Origin of the sequence: Enterobacillus tribolii (assembly GCF_003363015.1) — a bacterium.
Lineage (GTDB): Bacteria > Pseudomonadota > Gammaproteobacteria > Enterobacterales > Enterobacteriaceae > Enterobacillus > Enterobacillus tribolii.
In genome coordinates this window covers 155,631-174,847 of the sequence record NZ_QRAP01000003.1, presented here as the reverse complement: position 1 = coordinate 174,847, position 19,217 = coordinate 155,631, and the positions used below count along the sequence as shown (strand labels likewise).

Genomic DNA, 19,217 nt, shown 5'->3' with positions numbered 1-19,217 from the left:
CGAAAACGGCGCGCTGTTCAGTGCGCCGTTTTTCTGACGATCTCTTCTTTAACGATGTCGTTAAGTCCGGCAAGCGTTGCGATAAGGTGTCCGCTGGATGAGAGCCACTGGGCCAGCTGGCTTAGCGGCTCTTCGCCTTCGGCCAGCTCGGAGAACTCTTCTGGCGGGGGAGCGAAAGGATCGTCACGTTCCTCCATCTCCTGGTAAAGGTTCTCAAGGTTGGAGTCCAGCCAGACGGAAAGCTCTTCCAGGCGGTGACGCGGTATGTATTGCAACTCAGTCGTGTTGATCAGCGTTGCGATCATGGTGCATGACGGTGTTTTCATTCTATTTCCCTATCCCTGGCCCGGCTAAATGTGTCCCGGCAATGTTTTTTCTGACCAATGCTTTTTACTTATACCGTGACAATAACGCCGAATTCCGCTAATGGGCAAAGAAATTCTTTATTATTTGCGAAGCTCTTCGCAACACAAATACGATAATTATGCTCAGACAGTAGCATTGTTGGTTAAAAATACTTTAAGGAAATGAAAAGTCACCAGATCATAGGGAACCTGGTGACTTTTCACGGGCAAAGTGACCGGCCTTTTCAGACGCGGCTCAGAACCACTGGCCGAAACGGCGGATGTAGACGCGTTTCATCAACTGGGTGAGCACGCAGTAGCTGAGCAGGGTCGCTATCAGCCAGGGGAAATATTCCCAGGGCAGCGGTTGCAGGCCAACCCAATGACCAAGCGGCGAGAAGGGAATGTAGATCCCCAATGCCATGATCAGCCCGGTGGTAAGCATCACCGGCAGTGCGGCGGCGCTTTGGATAAACGGGATCTTGCGCGTGCGCAGCATGTGCACCACCAGCGTTTGGGAAAGCAGCCCCTCGATAAACCAGCCGGACTGGAACAGCGCCTGGTGGTCCGGGCTGTTGGCGCCGAAGATATGCCACATGATCGCGAAGGTGGTGATGTCAAAAATCGACGACGTCGGCCCGATCCACAGCATAAAGCGGCCGATGTTGGGCGCGTCCCACTTGCGCGGCTGGCGCAGGAACTCTTTGTCCATCTTGTCCCAGGGCAGGGAAAGCTGGGAGATGTCGTACATCAGGTTCTGCAACAGCAGCTGGATCGCCAGCATGGGCAAAAACGGAATAAAGGCGCTGGCGACCAGCACGGAGAACACGTTGCCGAAGTTGGAACTGGCGGTCATGTTCAGGTACTTGATGATGTTGCCGAACGTTTCGCGCCCTTTGATCACGCCTTCTTCCAGCACCATCAGATCTTTTTCCAGCAGGATGATATCTGCGGATTCTTTGGCGATATCGGTGCCGGTGTCCACGGAGATCCCGACGTCGGCGTCGCGCAGCGCCGGGGCATCGTTGATGCCGTCGCCGAGGAAGCCGACGGTGTGGCCACCGCCCTGCATAACTTTCAGTACGCGGGACTTTTGCAGCGGCGTCAGCTTGGCGAACACGGTGCGTTGCTCTGTCAGGCAGGCGAGCTGCTCGTCGCTGAGCGCTTCGATGTCATTGCCCAGCAGCGGTTCGCCCGGCTCCAGGCCGACATCCCGGCAGATTTTGGCGGTGATGACCGGGTTGTCGCCGGTCAGCACTTTGACCATCACGCCGTTTTCCCGCAGGGCGGCGATGGCCGCGGCGGCGCTCTCTTTCGGCGGATCGAGGAAGGTCAGCATGCCGCGGATCACCAGATCGCGTTCGTCGTCGACGCTAATCGGGAAGACGCAGCCGTCGATGCCCAGATCGCGGGTGCCCAGCATCAATACGCGGAATCCCTGCTGGTTATAGTCCGTCGCCAGCGCCAGCAGGCCCTGACGCCGGGCGTTGTCCAGCGGCAGCAGCGTGCCGTTGTCATCGATATGGGTGGCGATGGCCAGCATTTCTTCCACCGCGCCTTTGCAGATCAGGCGATGATGACGTTGTTCGTCTCCGACCACGATGGAAAGGCGGCGGCGCACGAAGTCGAACGGCAGTTCGTCGATTTTCTGGTAACGCGACATGGACTCGATTTCCGGTTTGCCGCGTGCGTAGCGGATCACCGCTTTATCCATCAGGTTCTTCATGCCGCTCTGGTAGTAGCTGTTCAGCCAGGCGAGTTGCAGAATTTCCGGATTTTCCCGCCCGTTAACGTCGATGTGGTGCTCCAGAATAATGCGATCCTGCGTCAGTGTGCCGGTTTTGTCGGTGCACAGCACATCCATCGCGCCGAAATTCTGGATGGCGTTAAGGCGTTTTACCACCACTTTGCGCCGCGCCATGGCGATCGCGCCTTTCGCCAGGTTCGAGCTAACGATCATCGGCAGCATCTCCGGCGTCAGTCCTACGGCGACCGCCAGAGCGAACAGGGCGGCGTCGCCCCAGTCGCCTTTGGTGAAACCGTTAATCAGCAGCACGACCGGCACCATAACCAGCATGAAACGGATCAACAGCCAACTGACGCTGTTCACCCCGCGATCGAAGGCGGTTTGGGCGCGGGTGCCGACGATGGATTTCGCCAGCGAGCCGAAATAAGTTTTATTGCCGGTTGCGACCACGACCGCTTTGGCCGTGCCGCTGGCAACGTTGGTGCCCATCAGGCAGATACTGGCCTGCTCCAGCAGTGCGCCTTCGCCGCCGGTGTCGGCGCCTTTCTGGCAAACGTCGGAGGTAACGTCATATTTCTCGACCGGGATGGACTCGCCGGTCAGTACCGCCTGGCTGATAAACAGATCGCGGGATTCAATCAGCCTGACGTCGGCGGGCACCATGTCGCCGGCGGAGAGAAAAATGATGTCGCCCGGCACCAGGTCCTGTAACGGAATTTCGCGGCATTCCGCCACTGCGCCGGGATGGGCACGGCGCAACGCGCTGGCCGTGGTGCGCACCATGGATTTCAGCGCCTCGGCGGCTTTGTTAGTGCGAAACTCCTGCCAGAAACGCAGCAGGCCGCTGAGCGAAACCATCACCAGAATGATGATGACGCCGATCAGATCGGTTTCCTCGCCCCGTTGCAGAGGCAGCCAGTAATCCGTAAAGAAGCTGATGAGCGCCAGCGTGGTCAGGACATAAATAAACGGGTTGTTAAAGGCCTGAAGCAACTGCACCAGGGCATGCGGCACTTTTTCTTGCGCCACCCGGTTTGGCCCGTAGTCCAGCAGGCGATCGGCGGCGTCGCCTTCCACCAGGCCTTCAGGGCTGGCGGAGAGCGCAGACAACGTGCTGTCCAGGCTGGCTTTGGCTTCTTCGGCAATCAGGAAAGTGCCTTTCTTTTTTTCTTTGCGGCCGCGTGATGCGGCGGCGTGTTCAATCATTTGAGTCATAACGCATTACTCGTTGTTACGCGCAGCACAGGCGTGATGAAACCCTCCGGGCAGGAGAACGTGCGGCGCTTTATGGTTTTCAGGTATGCGTTGCAGACGGGGGAACGGTATCAGCCCTTGCAACGCGGATAACGTTGCGTACCGGGGTGCTCTTCCATAACGGCTCCTTAGGCATTTGGTCAGTTCCGGGCGCGGAGAAACCGCGCCGGATCACCTGCACCCATAATGCCGAATGCACAGGTTTCCTCGCCTCACGGCGATAATTGCGGGTGGCCCCGGGAACGGAGCGTAAACAGGTATGACGACGCCCGCGTGATCTGCACGCGGAACGCAATCAGTGACGGACGGGCGATGTTCGCACAGGGTGAGCGCCCGGAGGAAACAGGGCGTGATCGTGAACGAGCCATATCGCCGTTTGCATGATTAACATGACGGTTTCCCTCTGAATCAGGGATGAATAAAATCGGGGTGCAACAGCTCGGGGAAAGAGGATTGATGCCGCCCGCCGGTATTACGGCAAGCTGTACATCAGAAAGGAGATAGTCAGCTTGCCAGCGTTAAAAATGAAATACTGTGACTGTCCAATGCCGATCTCCGTGATAATTGATGTGCGTAATATAAACTCTGCCTATAATGCTGTAAAGGCGCTTTTTCTAAACAAAATGTCAACGATAACGGCTTTATCTGATGCGCAGTGGGATTAATCCGATATATATTGCTGCTCCCGTGTAGCGGCGTTGATTGCCATCGAATTAGGACTTCATCGGTTGGGGAAATTAAAGAAAGCTAACGCTTTTAGATAAATTAATGTCTATTTTTTCTAAAGGGTATTTCAGCAACTGAAATGGTTGGTATGGTATTTGTTCTGTTTTTAACAATTGGAATATCGGCATTATTTACCCGAGCATGCATTTTTTGTGTAAATAGACGCAGTAAATGAGCAAAATGTGCTGAGCCGGCTTTATTATGTGTGATGAATCATCTGTTTTTTAAGGTTTATTTTTGGTGAAAAATATCGCGTTAAGTGTGTAAACATATTTTTTTTCTATAGTTTTACGAAGAGCGAAACCGGATGTTTTTCATAACCATATGATTTCTTAAGGCATATTTATTTTGATGTATTTTATTGGTTATATCGTCGGGGATATATTTTGTTATTATACTGTTTGAAAACCGCCACAAAGATGTTCTTGCTAGAACGTTGGATAACGTGTTTATACTATGCCGGAATTCACTGGGGCGGGAATGCCTGATATATTCAGTGAATTAATGGAATAAAGAGATACCGCCCGGACGATGGAGAAGGTTTTGTCCGATGAGGGTGTATCTATTCAGATGAACCTATCTGACAGGGACGAAAGGAATGATTAGAATTGTACTTATTGAACCCTATTATTATGATTCTGAGGGTGTGCGTGGCTGTTTTGCGGATTTAAAAACGCAGTGGCACCATTTCCGCAGCGTAGAGGAGTTTCTCTGCGTAAAAGACATGCCTGATTTCGATGTGCTCATTCTGGGCAGCGATAGCGACATTGATGCGGCCCTTCCCCGCAGCAACCCTTTTCCCGCGATAAAACAGCATTATCCCCATATCCCTGTCATTTTATTTACCCGGACGGAAGATCCTCAGGGGTTGGCGGCGTTGGCTGAACAAAACCCGTTTGCCGTGATTTCCAAACAGGACAACGTTCAGGAAATCCGGAACGCGGTGATCCGCAGCCTGATGGAAGAAGAAGGCGTGCTGATCAGCCCTTATGTTCAGGCTCGTCTGACCCATGCGAAGGTCGGCTGCAACACCAAAATGACGCGGATGGAGCAGAAAGTCATCAGTTGGATGCTGGAAGGGCAGACGATCGGTGATATCGCGCAGGCAACCAAACGCAGTAACAAAACCATCAGCGCGCATAAGCGTAACGCAATGAGAAAGCTGGGATTACACAACAATATCGCTTTTTGCCGTTATCTGGCGGCCCGGCGTCAGCAGGTTGTTTCTGACGCAGGGGCGCACCGCCTGCACTGATAATCAGACCGCCGGCCCGCGCAGCCGGGCCATGTGATGTACGTCAACGTACTGACCGTGGCGCAGCGCGTACCGGCGGCTGGTTCCCTCCGTTTCGAAGCCGAACTTGCGGTACAGGGCGATGGCGCCGGGATTGTCGGTGAACACCGTCAGTTCCAGCCGCGTTAAATCCAGCCAGTTGTCGGCCAGCTCCAGCATGGCTTCCATCAGCTTGCTGCCGATCCCCTGATTCTGATGTTCGTGGCTGACGGAAATGCCAAACGTTCCGCAGTGACGCCGCCGCATGCGCATAAAGGCTTCCAGCCTGATATTTCCGACGACAACACCATCCAGGCAAGCGACCAGGCTGTAGGTGCCTTCCGCCGGCTGACGTGTTTTTTCTTCCCAGTGGGTGATGGAAGGATAGGGGAGCTGCAACGTGTCGGCGTACACCGATGGGTGAGCGTGCAGGCGCTGTAACGCGGCGGCATCGCTGGGTTCGCTGTGGCGGATAATGATTTCACTCATGACGGTTCCTTGGCCTGATAGTTATAACCCTTTCAAGATAAAGGATAAAAAATAGTTTCCCTACGGTGTAAAAAGGTAAAAAAGCGCTTTACAAGCCATATTGATAATGATTATTATTTACATGCGTTCCGGGAAGGGCATAACATCCCGTCCCTTTCAGGAAGGCACGACATTGCTCACATTGCTTCCAGTGTTTATTTAGCCAGCTCGGGTGCTGGCTTTTTTTTTGCCTGCGGGAAGCCCCGCCGATCTGATATAAACCTGTTTCGTTTCACTGTAGCGGATTTCCGTTCGGTTACAATAGCCGGGCGGGGAAAGCCCTGCATTGACGTTATTGAAGGACAGGCACCATGGGCGTTGGTCAAGTTGAGCTGATTTTTTCCCTTTTGCAGCAGATGTGCGTGTATCTGGTGATCGCGTATTTGCTGAGTAAAACCCCGCTGTTCATTCCTCTGATGCAGGTGACGATACGTTTGCCGCATAAGATGGTGTGTTACCTCACGTTCTCCGTGTTTTGCATCATGGGTACCTACTTCGGCCTGCATATTGATGACTCCATCGCGAATACCCGCGCCATTGGCGCCGTATTGGGCGGCGTGCTGGGCGGCCCGTCGGTGGGGTTCCTGGTGGGGCTGACCGGTGGTTTGCATCGCTATTCCATCGGCGGGATGACGGCGCTGGCCTGTATGATCTCCACGGTGGTGGAAGGGCTGGTCGGCGGGTTGCTGCACAGTTATATGATCCGGCGCAAGCGTCAGGATCTGCTGTTTCAGCCGCTGGTGGTGGGCGGGATCACCTTCCTCGCCGAATGCCTGCAAATGCTGATCATCCTGATCGTCGCCCGTCCGTTCTGGGAAGCGGAAGCATTGGTGGAAAACATTGCCGCGCCGATGATGATCACCAATACCATCGGCGCCGCGATGTTCATGCGGATCCTGCTGGACCGGCGCGCCATCTTCGAGAAATACACCTCGGCGTTCTCGTCCAAAGCGCTGCAGATTGCGGCGCGGGCCGAAGGGGTGCTGCGCCAGGGGTTTAACCCGCAAAACAGTATGAAGGTGGCGCGGATACTTTATGAAGAACTGGGCGTCGGGGCGGTGGCGATTACCGATCGGGAAAAATTGCTGGCCTTTATCGGCCTGGGGGACGACCACCATAAGGTCGGCGCGCCGATTACGTCACCGCATTCACACCGGGCGATTGAGCAGAATCTGGTGGTGTATGCCGACGGCAACGAGACGCCTTACCGCTGTTCGCTGTCGCCGACCTGTAAGCTGGGTTCTACGCTGGTGATCCCGCTGCGCGGCGAAGATCGTCAGGTTATCGGCACCATCAAGCTGTATGAGCCGAAAAACCGGCTGTTTTCTAGCATCAACCGCACGCTGGGGGAAGGGATCGCGCACCTGCTGTCGGCGCAGATTCTGGTGGGCAAATATGAGCAGCAAAAGCAGTTGCTGATGCGCTCGGAGATCAAGCTGCTGCATGCCCAGGTTAACCCGCACTTCCTGTTTAATGCGCTCAACACCCTCTCTGCGGTGATCCGGCGCAATCCCGATCACGCCCGCCAACTGGTGCTATCGCTCTCGACCTTCTTTCGCAAAAACCTCAAACGCAGCAGCGACGTGGTGACGCTGGCGGATGAAGTGGAGCATGTGAAAGCCTATCTGGAAATCGAGAAAGCGCGCTTCGCCGATCGTCTGCAGGTGGCGTTTGATATCGATGAAACGCTGCTGAGTACGCACCTGCCGGCGTTTTCCCTGCAACCTATCGTGGAGAACGCCATCAAGCACGGCACGTCGCATCTGTTCGAATGCGGCCATATCCGGCTGCATAACTGGCGTGAAAACGGGGATCTGCTGATCAGCATTGAGGATAACGCCGGACTGTATCAGCCGCAGAAACCGCGCGGAGACGGGTTGGGCATTAATCTGGTCGATCGCCGGATTAAGGCGCGTTACGGCGGGCAGTATGGCATCAGCGTGGAGTGCGAGACGGATAAATTTACCCGGGTGATCGTGCGGGTACCGCTGGAAGACAACGCGGAGCAGGATGCGGCCTGAAGGCCGCATCCCATGGCTGAAACAGCCGTTAAAACTACACTTAAAACTACAGTTGAAACTACAGTAAAACCCGCAGCATACGGCGCAGCGGCTCTGCCGCGCCCCACAGCAACTGGTCGCCGACGTTAAAGGCGGACAGATACTGCGGCCCCATGTTCAGCTTGCGCAAGCGGCCGACCGGCGTGGACAGCGTGCCGGTTACCGCCGCCGGCGTCAGTTCGCGCATGGAAACGTCGCGGTCGTTGGGCACAACCTTGACCCACTCATTGTGGGAAGCCAGAATCTGCTCGATTTCCGGCAGCGGGACGTCCTGCTTCAGTTTGATGGTGAATGCCTGGCTGTGGCAGCGCAGCGCGCCGATGCGCACGCACAGGCCGTCAACCGGAATGACTTCACGGGTCGCCAGAATCTTGTTGGTTTCCGCCTGGCCTTTCCACTCTTCGCGGCTCTGACCGTTTTCCAGCTGCTTATCGATCCACGGGATCAGGCTGCCGGCCAGCGGTACGCCGAAGTTGTCGGTGGGCAGCGTGCCGCTGCGGGTCAGTTCGGTCACCTTGCGCTCAATGTCCAGGATGGCGGAGGCCGGGTCCTGCAACTCTTTGACCACGGCGGCGTTGAGCATGCCCATCTGGGTCAGCAGTTCGCGCATGTGGCGCGCGCCGCCGCCGGAAGCTGCCTGATAGGTCGCGACGGAAATCCACTCCACCAGATTGTGGGCGAACAGGCCGCCGAGGGACATCAGCATCAGGCTGACGGTGCAGTTGCCGCCGACGAATGCCTTAATGCCTTTGTTGAGGCCTTCCTGAATGACCTGATGGTTTACCGGGTCCAGAATTATGATTGCATCATCTTTCATTCGCAGCGCTGATGCTGCGTCAATCCAATAGCCGTTCCAACCGCTTTCCCGCAGCTTTGGATAAATTTCGTTGGTATAATCGCCGCCCTGGCAGGTAATGATGATGTCTAACGCGCGCAGCGCATCGATATCATAAGCATCCTGCAAGGTGCCGCCCTGCTTGCCGGTGAAAGCGGGCGCGGGCTGGCCGTGCTGGGATGTGGTGAAAAAAACCGGATGGATGGCGTCAAAATCGCGCTCTTCGATCATGCGCTGCATAAGCACTGAGCCGACCATACCGCGCCAGCCGATAAAACCAACGTTTCTCATAGCGTGTCCTGCCTTGGAAGGTGACGGAATTCAATACATGTCGCCCTCCCGGCGCCGTATGAAGGACGAACGCCAGAAGAAGAGACGGGGAGCGGAAATACTCCTGCTTCCCCAAAATTACAATATGTGCGCTGATGCGCAAGTGAATTTATTCGATATTACGGCGGGTTCTCAGTAACCCTGCTTATAAATGGCTTGTTTTCCGGAGGAAATACTCCTGCCGGAAGTCATGGAGACAGAGGAAATAATGACCGAAATGGTGTCGGCAACAGTGTTGCTGTTTTTGATAATGGACCCGCTGGGCAACCTGCCGATTTTTATGTCGGTGCTGAAGCATCTGGAACCGCGGCGGCGGCGTATCGTCCTGTTGCGCGAGATGTCCATCGCGCTGGCGCTGATGCTGTTGTTCCTGTTTGCCGGCGACAAAATCCTGCAATTTCTTAATTTACGCACGGAAACGGTGTCGATTTCCGGTGGGATTATTCTGTTTTTGGTGGCGCTGAAAATGATTTTCCCCACGCCGGGCGGCAGCCCCACCGGCTTGCCCGCGGGGGAGGAACCATTCCTGGTGCCGCTGGCGATCCCGCTGGTGGCCGGACCGTCCCTGCTGGCGACGCTGATGCTGCTGTCTCACCAGCATCCGGGCCAGATGGGCGGGTTGGTGATGGCGCTGCTGCTGGCCTGGGGGATTTCGGTGTGCATTCTGCTGCTCTCCGGCGTTTTTCTGCGCCTGCTGGGCGACAAAGGCGTCAGCGCACTGGAACGCCTGATGGGGCTGGTGCTGGTGATGCTGTCGACCCAAATGTTCCTCGACGGCGTGCGCGCTTACCTGAGCGTGTGATCGTTCAGGCTTTGCGGGCAGTCAGCAACAGCGCGCCCACCAGTATGAACAGCGAGCCGAAAACCCGGTTCAGGATCTTCATCTGCCGGGCGGAACGCAGCCAGCCGGCGATATGGGTCGCCAGGGTGGCATAGCCGATCATCACGATAACGTCGACCACCACGCTGGTGACGCCCAGCACCAGGTACTGAAGCGCCTGGGGCTGGTTCGGTAAGATGAACTGCGGAAACAACGCGGCCAAGAAGACGATGCTTTTGGGGTTGGTCAGGTTAACCAGCACCGAACGCTTGAACAGTTTACGGCGTGGTATGCTGGCCGCCAGCGTTTGCAGATCAAGCGAGCCGGCGGCGCGCCATTGCTGGATGCCGAGCCAAATCAGGTAGGCGGCGCCGAGCCATTTCAGTAGCTCGAACGCCAGCAGCGACTGGGAAATCAGGGTGCCGAGGCCGATACCGACCAGGCAGATATGCACACTCAGCCCGACCTGCAGTCCGGCTATCGAGGCAACCGTGCCGCGGTAGCCGTGGCTGATACCGGTGCTCATGGTATTGATGGCCCCGGAGCCGGGCGACAGGCTCAAAATTATCGTGGTCACCAGATACGTCAGCCACCAGTCGAGCGTCATGGTAAATACTCCCTGAATGAATACTTTTGTGCCACAATATCAGGGTTTCTGCTATTACTCACCTACCCACGGCGGGATTCCGGAAGGTCTATGCCATCATTGAGCCAAAGCTGGTTGCATCGTGAAAGTGAGTTTGCTGCGTTCACTACCGGCCCATTGCTGGATTTCTGGCAGCGGCGGGAAGAGGGCGAATTCATCGGCGTGGACGACGTGCCGATCCGCTTCGTACGTCTTTGCTCCCCGGAGCATAACCGCGTCGTGGTCATTTCGCCGGGTCGCATCGAAAGCTACATGAAGTATCCGGAAGTCGCTTACGATTTGTTCCACTGCGGCTATGACGTCATGATCATCGATCACCGCGGGCAGGGGCTGTCCGGGCGCATGCTGACGGATCATCACCGCGGGCATGTCCGGCGTTTTGATGATTACGTCGAAGATCTGACCCGCTTCTGGCAGCTGGAAATCGAACCGCGCGACTACGTACGCCGCTTTGCGCTGGCGCATTCGATGGGGGGCGCGGTGCTGGCGCTGATGCTGACGCGCAATCCGCAGGCGTTTGATGCGGTGGCGCTGTGCGCTCCGATGTTCGGCATTAAGCTGCCGATGCCGCTGTGGATGGCGAAAAAGGTCACCGGCTGGGTGGAACGCCGCCCGGCAATGCGCGACAGCTACGCCATCGGCACCGGCCACTGGCGTCCGTTGCCGTTTATCGTCAATGCGCTGACGCACAGCCGCCCGCGCTATCGTCGTTTTCTGCGTTACTACGCCGATTATCCCGAATTGAGGGTCGGAGGGCCGACCTACCATTGGGTGCGGGAAGGTATTTTCGCCGGCGAGCGGGCGATTGCCGGCGCAGGAAAAATTACTACGCCTCTGCTGCTGTTACAGGCGGAAGAGGATCGCGTCGTGGTGAATGCGGCGCAGGTTGCTTTTTGTCAGGCACTCACTCACGCAGGTCACCCCCCGTATGGCGGGGAGCCCCTGGTTATCCAGGGAGCGCGCCATGAGATCCTGTTCGAACAGGACAAGCGGCGGGCCGTGGCGCTGGATGCGATCGTGCATTTCTTCGCCTTACATTCTGATTCAGCGGCGGAAATACCCGCCAACTCCAGTCGAGGTTAAAAAGAGTTTTATGTACCACATCGTTGCTTCAGATATGGACGGTACTCTGCTGTCCCCCGAGCATACCCTGACGCCCTACGCCCGTGAGACGCTGCAACAGGTAACCCGCGAGGGGGTGAACTTCGTGTTTGCCACCGGCCGTCATCATATCGATATCGCCCAGGTGCGCGACGGCCTCGGCATCAGCGCTTTTATGATCACCTCTAACGGCGCGCGCGTGCATAACACGGCGGGCGAACTGATTTTCAGCCATAACGTAGATGAAGACATCGCCGGCGAGCTGTACAAAATCGTGTATAACGACCCGGACATCAGCACCAACGTTTACCGTAACGACGACTGGTTCACCGACCGTGAAAGCCCGGAACAACGTGAGTTCTTCCAGGAATCGGTGTTCCATTACCAGCTGTTCGAGCCGGGTTTGCTGCCGACAGACGGCATCTGCAAGATTTACTACACCTGCGACGATCACGACAAGCTGGCCCCGCTGGAAGAAGCGATTAACGCCCGCTGGGGCGATCGGGTGAATGTCAGCTTCTCTTTGCCCACCTGTCTTGAGGTGATGGCCGGCGGCGTTTCCAAAGGCCATGCGCTGGAGTACGTAGCGAAGCTGCTGGGCTATACGCTGAAAGACTGCATCGCCTTCGGCGACGGCATGAATGATATGGAAATGCTGTCGATGAGCGGCAAGGGCTGCATTATGAGCAACGCCCACCAGCGCCTGAAAGACGCGCTGCCGGCATTAGAAGTGATTGGCAGTAACGGCGACGATGCGGTGCCGCATTATTTGCGCCGGCTGTATCTGAAGTAACGCAAGAAGCTAAAAAAGAAAGCGCGCTGAATGACAGCGCGCTTTGTATAAGCCCATAACGCGCCGGCTTATTCTCCGGGAAACAGGAACGGGTTTACGCTGCTGCGCCCGAATCCTTCCTCTTCCATTTTGGCGTCCAGCACCAGCGAGGCCAGATCGTCGGCGACCGGCTCCACTTTGGGGTCTTTTTCCTGATACAAAATCTTCAGGTAAGTGTTGCACTCCCCGCAGCTTTCCGCTTTTACCGCGGCGTTTTCGCTGTCCAGCGACCAGTAATTCAGGTCGCGGGTCTGTTCACAGTTGCTGCACTTGACGCGCACCACATGCCATTCGCTTTCACACAGGCTGCAATGCAGGTAGCGCAGGCCGTTGGTGGTGCCCATGTGCACCACGCTGGCGACCGGCATGCTGCCGCACACCGGGCAGAACTGGCGGTGTTCGCCGTATTCGGTGCGCGCTTTGCCGGGGATCTGGGTCGCCATCTGCGCCCAGTAGAGCGACAGCGCCGCCCACAGGAAGGGCGCTTTGTCGCTGCCGACGTTGCCGTATTCACCCGCCAGCAGCATGCCGGCCAGCGCTTCCAGCTCCTGTGACCCGGTTTTTTCCAGATTCTCCAGCACCGGGAGAATATGCTCAGGCATGTCCGGGCGAATTTCCGCGATCAGCGCGCGCAGCAGGTGATGCCAGTGCGTACTGCGCGGGTAGACGCTCACGTCAAGCGGCGGTTTGCCGCGGGCCGCGGCGTCCGCCAGGGTTTGGGTCAGATCCAGCGTCAGCGGATGATCGTGCAGCACTTTTTCCTGTGCCTGGGCGATCGATGCCGCAAAATTCAGGTAATCCCCCAGCGGGTTTTCCTGCGCCAGCTCACGCAGACGCTCCGCCCGGCGGGTATAAAGGCTTTTCAGATTTGCGAAAAGCAGCGGCGGAATATAATCCGCCGCTGCTGTCTTTTCGCGATCCGTGCCTAATTGCTCTTTAGGTACGATACGAATACTCATAGTCAGGTCTTGTTTTCCTGTCGGTTCCGGCCGGCTTCTTTGGCGCGGATTTCACGATACCAGCGCGGGTGATGTTTTTTCGCCCAGGCCGCCGGTACCCAACCTTCCACCATGGCGGTAATAGTACCTTTCACCCACAGCGCCGCATAGATATGGATCATGATAACCAGTATCAGCAGCACGGCGGCGAAGGAATGCACCATCAGCGCCACACGGATCGCCGGAATTGAGAACGACGGAGCAAAGTAAGGACGCCAGATGACGATGCCGCTGACCAGCAGCAAAATCAGGCTGATAATCGCCAGCCAGAAAACGCACTTCTGACCGAAATTATAGCGTCCCGTATCACCGACTTCCTGATTCAGGGTGATCTTGTGGATGTTTTTCGCCCACAGAATATCGTCCTTGTTGATCAGGTTATGCTTCCAGTAACGGAAGAACATGATCAGAAACGCCGCGAACATCACCACGCCGAAGAAGGGGTGGAGAATACGCGCCAGCTGCGGCGTACCGAAGATATTCATCAACCAGTTGAACGACGGGAAAAGAAATCCCAGGCCGCTGATTGCCACGAACAGAAAGCAAAAAGCGACGATCCAGTGGTTAACGCGTTCCGGGGCCGAGTAACGCTTAATCGGTTGTTCCTTCCTCATTTGCGTTCCTCCTTCTCGTGTACATCAGACTCCGGCGCTCCGCTATTCTCCTCTTCCACGCGGTTCGGGCCAATACTCACATAGTGGAATATGCTGGCGGCGAAGGTCGCGGCGAAGCCCACCGCGGCCAGCGGTTTCCAGACGCCTTTCCAGAATTTCACCGTCGGGCTGATGCTCGGGTCTTTCGGCAGGCCGTGGTACAGCTCCGGACGATCGGCATGGTGCAGTACGTACATAACGTGCGTCCCGCCGACGCCTTGTGGATCGTACAAACCGGCGTTGTCAAAGCCGCGGGTCTTCAGCTCGCTGATGCGTTCTGCCGCCAGCGCTTTCATCTCCTCTTTCGAGCCGAAATGAATGGCGCCGGTGGGGCAGGTCTTCACGCAGGCCGGTTCCTGACCCACCGCCACGCGGTCGACGCACAGGGTGCATTTGTACACCCGGTTGTCTTCCTGGTTCATGCGCGGCACGTTGAACGGGCAGCCGGCGATGCAGTAGCCGCAGCCGATACAGTGCTCCGACTGGAAATCGACGATGCCGTTGGCGTACTGGATGATGGCGCCTTCCGATGGGCAGGCCTTCAGGCAGCCCGGATCGGCGCAGTGCATGCAGCCGTCCTTGCGGATCAGCCACTCCAGCCTGCCGTTCTCCTCCACTTCGGAGAAGCGCATCACGGTCCAGGATTTGGCGCTCAGATCGGCGGGGTTATCGTAAACCCCGACGTTGCTGCCCACCTCATCGCGGATGTCGTTCCATTCGGAACAGCCCACCTGGCAGGCTTTACAGCCGATGCAGGTGGTGACGTCGATAAGCTTGGCCACTTCTTCCTGGTGATCGCGCGCCACAGGGGGCGGCGTCAGGGAATTGGTGGCCGAACGCTTGATAATGTCTTGGGATTGCAGTGACATAGTTAGCCTCCGTTACACCTTTTCCACGTTAACCAGGAATGATTTAAACTCCGGCGTTTGCGTGTTGGCATCGCCCACGAACGGCGTCAGGGTATTGGCGAGGAAACCTTTCTTCGTCGTGCCCTGGTAGCCCCAGTGGATAGGAATGCCAATCGTATCAACGTCTTTGCCGTCAACCTTCAGCGTACGGATACGTTTGGTCACCACCGCTTTGGCCTTGATAAAACCACGCCTGGAACTGATCCGCACCGTATCGCCGTGCGCAATGCCTTTTTCATTCGCCAGTCGCTCGCCGATTTCCACAAACTGTTCCGGCTGGGTAATCGCGTTGAGCAGCGAGTGCTTGGTCCAGTAGTGGAAGTGCTCGGTCAGGCGGTACGTTGTGCCGACGTACGGGTACTTGTCCGCCTTGCCCATTTGCTCCCAGTCGTCGTCGAACACGCGTGCGGCCGGGTTGGAGACCACGTTCGGATGCAACGGGTTGGTGCCCAGCGGCGTTTCGAACGGCTCGTAGTGCTCCGGGAACGGACCTTCGGCCATCTTGTCGATGGCGAACAGGCGCCCCATGCCTTCCGGCTGCATGATGAACGGCCCGACGCCGCTGTCCGGTGCGGCGGCGCTGTAGTCAGGGATGTCGATCCCGGTCCACTTGGCGCCGTCCCAATGGATCAGCTCGCGCTTCGGATCCCACGGTTTACCCGACGGATCGGCGGAGGCGCGGTTGTAGATGATGCGGCGGTTGAGCGGCCATGCCCATGCCCAGCCCAGCGTGTTGCCCAGGCCTGACGGGTCGCTGTTGTCGCGGCGCGCCATCTGGTTGCCTTCCGGCGTCCAGCTGCCGGTGTAAATCCAGCAACCGCTGGCGGTAGTGCCGTCGTCACGCAGTTGGGCGAACGAGGTCAGCTGCTGCCCTTTCTTGACCAGCACCGCGCCGGTGGCGGGATCGACCAGATCGGCCAGCGCCTTGCCGTTGCTCTCCATTGCGACTTCTTCCGGCGCGGGGTTTTCCGGCGTCAGATAGTCCCAGCTCATGTTGAGCACCTGCTCCGGCACCGCGCCGCCTTCTTTGGCGTACATTTCGCGCAGGCGCAGGAAGATGCCGGCCAGGATTTCACCGTCGCTCAGCGCTTCGCCGGGGGCGTCCGCGCCTTTCCAGTGCCATTGCAGCCAGCGGCCGGAGTTGACGATAGAACCGTTTTCTTCTGCGAAGCAGCCTGACGGCAGGCGGAACACCTCGGTCTGAATTTCCGCCGGCTTGACGTTATTCATTTCACCGTGGTTTTCCCAGAAGGTGGCGGTTTCCGTGTTGAGCGGATCGATGCTGATCAGGAACTTCAGCTTGGAGAGCGCTGCAACCACTTTGTTTTTGTTGGGGAACGAGGCCACCGGGTTGAAGCCCTGGCAGATGTAACCGTTCACCTGGCCTTTGAGCATCATGTCGAAGTATTGCAGGACGTCGTAGCCCTTATCCCACTTCGGCAGCCACTCGAAGCCCCAGTCGTTTTCCTTCTGCGCCTTGTCGCCGTAGAACGTCTTCATCAGGCTGACGAAGAACTTCGGCGTGTTGCCCCAATAGTTCACCTGGCCCGGCAGGGTCGGTTTCGGGGTGGTGGCGGTCAGGTAGGTTTGCAGATCGGCCTGTTTCTCCGACGGCAGGCTCAGGTAACCCGGCAGGCTGGTGGACAGCAGGCCGATGTCGGTCAGACCCTGAATGTTGGAGTGCCCGCGCAGCGCGTTGACGCCGCCGCCGGCCATGCCCATATTGCCGAGCAGCAGCTGAATCATCGCCATGGTGCGGATGTTCTGCGAGCCGATCGAGTGCTGGGTCCAGCCCAGTGCATACAGGAACGACGCCGTTTTGTCCGCCGCGCTGGTTTCGGCGATGTATTCGCACACCTTCAGGAAGTCCGCCTGCGGCGTGCCGCACACGCGCTCTACCATCTCCGGCGTATAGCGGCTGATATGCTGTTTGAGCATATTCCAGACGCAACGCGGGTCCTGCAGGGTGTCGTCGCGCTTGGCAAAGCCGTTTTCATCCAGCTGATAGTTCCAGCTCGTTTTGTCGTAGCTGCGTTTTTCAGCGTTATAGCCGCTGAACAGGCCGTCGTCGAAGCCAAAGTCTTCCCGCACCAGCAGGCTGGCGTTGGTGTAGTGCTTCACGTATTCGGCGTTGATTTTGTTGTTGGTGATCAGGTACAGCATCACGCCCGACAGGAACGCGATATCGGTACCGGAACGGATCGGCGCATAAAAATCCGCCACCGAAGCGGTGCGGGTAAAGCGCGGATCGATCACGATGATCTTGGCTTTGTTGTGGATCTTGGCTTCCATCGCCCAGCGGAATCCCACGGGATGCGCTTCAGCGGCGTTACCGCCCATCACCACGATCAGGTTCGCGTTCTTGATGTCCACCCAGTGGTTGGTCATGGCACCGCGACCAAATGTCGGAGCAAGACTTGCTACCGTCGGTCCGTGTCAGACACGCGCCTGGTTGTCTACGGCAAGCATGCCGAGAGCGCGACTGAATTTCTGCGTCAGTAATCCGGTTTCGTTGCTGGCCGCCGAGGCGCACAGCATGCCGGTAGAGAGCCAGCGGTTTACCGTGACGCCCTGCTCGTTTTTAGCGATAAAGTTGGCGTCGCGGTCTTCTTTAATCAGCTTGGCGATGCGGTCGAATGCATCGTCCCAGGAGATACGCTGCCATTTGTCGGAACCCGGCGCGCGGTATTCCGGGTACTTAACCCGGGATTCGCTGTGAATAAAATCCACCAGGCCGGCGCCCTTCGGGCATAATGCACCACGGTTTACCGGATGGTCCGGGTCGCCTTCAATGTGGAAAATACGCTCTTTTGCGTTCTTGGCACCGTCGCCGAGGCTGTACATCAACAACCCACAGCCGACGGAACAATATGTACAGGTATTCCTGGTTTCACGGGCGCGTAACAATTTGTACTGCCGTGTCTCCGCCAGGGCGACCGCCGGGGCGAAGCCCAGTGCCGCCGCCGTGGTACCTGCCATACCGCCAGCACAGATCTTAAAGAACTGTCTTCTGCTGACTTGCATGGTGATCTCCTTCCTTCACATTGCTTAGAAATAATCTTGATTTTCAATGGACTGCAAAGAGGACGATGAAACGTTAACGTAAATCAAGTCCTGGTATACAAAGAACAAACTAAACTGTCAGGCTATTTGGCTATCCTTCGCGGTTATTTTGGATTTAAGCTAAACCTGCACAGCTTGTGTTGATACTACCACGTATTTGGTATGCGTTGTTACAGGCAGGTATCATAGACGTGAATAAAGAGAATGTTTTAAATATGGACAGTGTTACAGGGATGCGCCAGGTTGAGGTCCAGCAACGTGATCGCACGGGCATTTCCGTACCCGATTGGGTGGCGGAAGAAGTGCCTGTGGCATTGGTTTATAACGGAATTTCCCATGTGGTGATGATGGCGTCGCCGAAGGATTTTACCGAGTTTGCATTGGGCTTCTCCCTTTCCGAAGGAATTATCCGCTCTGCGCAAGATATTTATGGGATGGATGTGGTGCCATCCTGCAACGGCGGCATTGAGGTGCAAATCGAGCTTTCCAGCCGCTGTTTTATGAACCTGAAAGAGCGCCGCCGTTCCCTGGCGGGGCGGACCGGCTGCGGCGTGTGCGGCGTGGAGCAGCTTGCTGACGTCCTGCGCCCGGTGGCGCCGCTGCCGTTTACCCAAACCTTCGATCTGAATCACCTGGATGCCGCGCTGCCGCAGCTGCGCAGCGTGCAGCCGATAGGCGCGCAAACCGGGTGCACCCACGCGGCGGCATGGCTTGATCCGCAGGGGGCGCTGATGGGCGGGTGTGAGGACATCGGCCGTCATGTGGCGCTGGACAAACTGCTGGGCATGCGTGCGCGCCAGCCGTGGCAGCAGGGCGCGGTACTGGTTTCGAGCCGCGCCAGCTATGAGATGGTGCAGAAAGCGGCCATGTGCGGGGTGGAAATTCTGTTTGCCGTTTCGGCGGCGACTACGCTGGCGATTGAGGTTGCCGAGCGCTGTAACCTGACGCTGGTCGGTTTTTGCAAGCCGGGGCGGGGAACTGTGTTTACCCATCCGCAGCGGGTAGGGCGTTAACTTTTCAGATTATCCTGAGGGCGCATAGCCTGGCGGATATCGCCTGCGGACGAAAGAGAGGCGTTCATCCGCAGGCGTGTCGTTTT

Annotated in this window: 15 protein-coding genes; 6 read left to right on the top strand and 9 right to left on the bottom strand. The window is 57.1% G+C overall.

Annotation, left to right across the window (positions count from 1 at the left end):
- Positions 1-17: 17 nt before the first annotated feature.
- A complete protein-coding gene (locus C8D90_RS08215) occupies positions 18-326 on the bottom strand; it encodes a hypothetical protein (RefSeq protein ID WP_147291343.1) in 309 nt (102 codons plus the stop codon).
- A 274-nt stretch (positions 327-600) separates the two neighbouring features.
- Positions 601-3,306 (bottom strand): magnesium-translocating P-type ATPase, encoded by a 2,706-nt coding sequence (mgtA, locus tag C8D90_RS08210; RefSeq protein WP_115457961.1) that lies wholly within the window; start codon positions 3,304-3,306, stop codon positions 601-603.
- A gap of 1,363 nt (positions 3,307-4,669) precedes the next feature.
- On the opposite strand from mgtA, the gene C8D90_RS08205 reads away from it, so the two are divergent.
- Positions 4,670-5,326, top strand: coding sequence for a LuxR C-terminal-related transcriptional regulator (locus C8D90_RS08205; protein ID WP_115457960.1), 657 nt, complete (start codon positions 4,670-4,672; stop codon positions 5,324-5,326).
- Positions 5,327-5,329: 3 nt separating this feature from the next.
- Here the strand turns inward: C8D90_RS08205 and C8D90_RS08200 are convergent, their stop codons facing one another.
- Positions 5,330-5,833 (bottom strand): GNAT family N-acetyltransferase, encoded by a 504-nt coding sequence (locus C8D90_RS08200; RefSeq protein ID WP_115457959.1) that lies wholly within the window; start codon positions 5,831-5,833, stop codon positions 5,330-5,332.
- A 350-nt stretch (positions 5,834-6,183) separates the two neighbouring features.
- Here C8D90_RS08200 and C8D90_RS08195 point away from each other — a divergent pair, with 350 nt between their 5' ends.
- Complete coding sequence (locus C8D90_RS08195) at positions 6,184-7,893, top strand: sensor histidine kinase (RefSeq protein ID WP_115457958.1); 1,710 nt, start codon at positions 6,184-6,186, stop codon at positions 7,891-7,893.
- A 58-nt stretch (positions 7,894-7,951) separates the two neighbouring features.
- Here the strand turns inward: C8D90_RS08195 and asd are convergent, their stop codons facing one another.
- A complete protein-coding gene (asd, locus tag C8D90_RS08190; RefSeq protein WP_115457957.1) occupies positions 7,952-9,058 on the bottom strand; it encodes an aspartate-semialdehyde dehydrogenase in 1,107 nt (368 codons plus the stop codon).
- 247 nt (positions 9,059-9,305) lie between these two features.
- On the opposite strand from asd, the gene C8D90_RS08185 reads away from it, so the two are divergent.
- Positions 9,306-9,899, top strand: a complete 594-nt coding sequence (locus C8D90_RS08185) for a YhgN family NAAT transporter (protein ID WP_115457956.1) — start codon at positions 9,306-9,308, stop codon at positions 9,897-9,899.
- A 4-nt stretch (positions 9,900-9,903) separates the two neighbouring features.
- On the opposite strand, the gene rhtB is transcribed toward C8D90_RS08185, so the two are convergent.
- Positions 9,904-10,524, bottom strand: a complete 621-nt coding sequence (rhtB, locus tag C8D90_RS08180; protein WP_115457955.1) for a homoserine/homoserine lactone efflux protein — start codon at positions 10,522-10,524, stop codon at positions 9,904-9,906.
- A 90-nt stretch (positions 10,525-10,614) separates the two neighbouring features.
- Here rhtB and pldB point away from each other — a divergent pair, with 90 nt between their 5' ends.
- Entirely contained in the window at positions 10,615-11,646 is a 1,032-nt protein-coding gene (gene pldB / locus C8D90_RS08175; protein ID WP_115457954.1) for a lysophospholipase L2, read from the top strand.
- Positions 11,647-11,656: 10 nt separating this feature from the next.
- Positions 11,657-12,457 carry a sugar/pyridoxal phosphate phosphatase YigL gene (yigL, locus tag C8D90_RS08170; protein WP_115457953.1) on the top strand — a complete coding sequence of 267 codons (801 nt, stop codon included), beginning with the start codon at positions 11,657-11,659 and terminating at the stop codon, positions 12,455-12,457.
- 68 nt (positions 12,458-12,525) lie between these two features.
- Here yigL and fdhE read toward each other — a convergent pair whose 3' ends face one another.
- The 4 genes from fdhE to fdnG are packed head-to-tail and all read right to left on the bottom strand — an operon-like array spanning position 12,526 to position 18,079.
- On the bottom strand, positions 12,526-13,455 hold the full coding sequence (gene fdhE, locus C8D90_RS08165; RefSeq protein ID WP_115457952.1) for a formate dehydrogenase accessory protein FdhE: 930 nt from the start codon (positions 13,453-13,455) through the stop codon (positions 12,526-12,528).
- 2 nt (positions 13,456-13,457) lie between these two features.
- Positions 13,458-14,108 (bottom strand): formate dehydrogenase cytochrome b556 subunit, encoded by a 651-nt coding sequence (gene fdoI / locus C8D90_RS08160; protein ID WP_115457951.1) that lies wholly within the window; start codon positions 14,106-14,108, stop codon positions 13,458-13,460.
- Positions 14,105-15,016 carry a formate dehydrogenase subunit beta gene (gene fdxH / locus C8D90_RS08155; RefSeq protein WP_115457950.1) on the bottom strand — a complete coding sequence of 304 codons (912 nt, stop codon included), beginning with the start codon at positions 15,014-15,016 and terminating at the stop codon, positions 14,105-14,107. Before fdxH ends, fdoI begins: the two co-directional genes overlap by 4 nt.
- A 12-nt stretch (positions 15,017-15,028) precedes the next feature.
- A complete protein-coding gene (gene fdnG, locus C8D90_RS08150) occupies positions 15,029-18,079 on the bottom strand; it encodes a formate dehydrogenase-N subunit alpha (protein ID WP_147291342.1) in 3,051 nt (1,016 codons plus the stop codon).
- A 254-nt stretch (positions 18,080-18,333) separates the two neighbouring features.
- On the opposite strand from fdnG, the gene fdhD reads away from it, so the two are divergent.
- Complete coding sequence (fdhD, locus tag C8D90_RS08140) at positions 18,334-19,131, top strand: formate dehydrogenase accessory sulfurtransferase FdhD (protein WP_221810456.1); 798 nt, start codon at positions 18,334-18,336, stop codon at positions 19,129-19,131.
- The last annotated feature ends 86 nt before the right edge of the window (positions 19,132-19,217 follow it).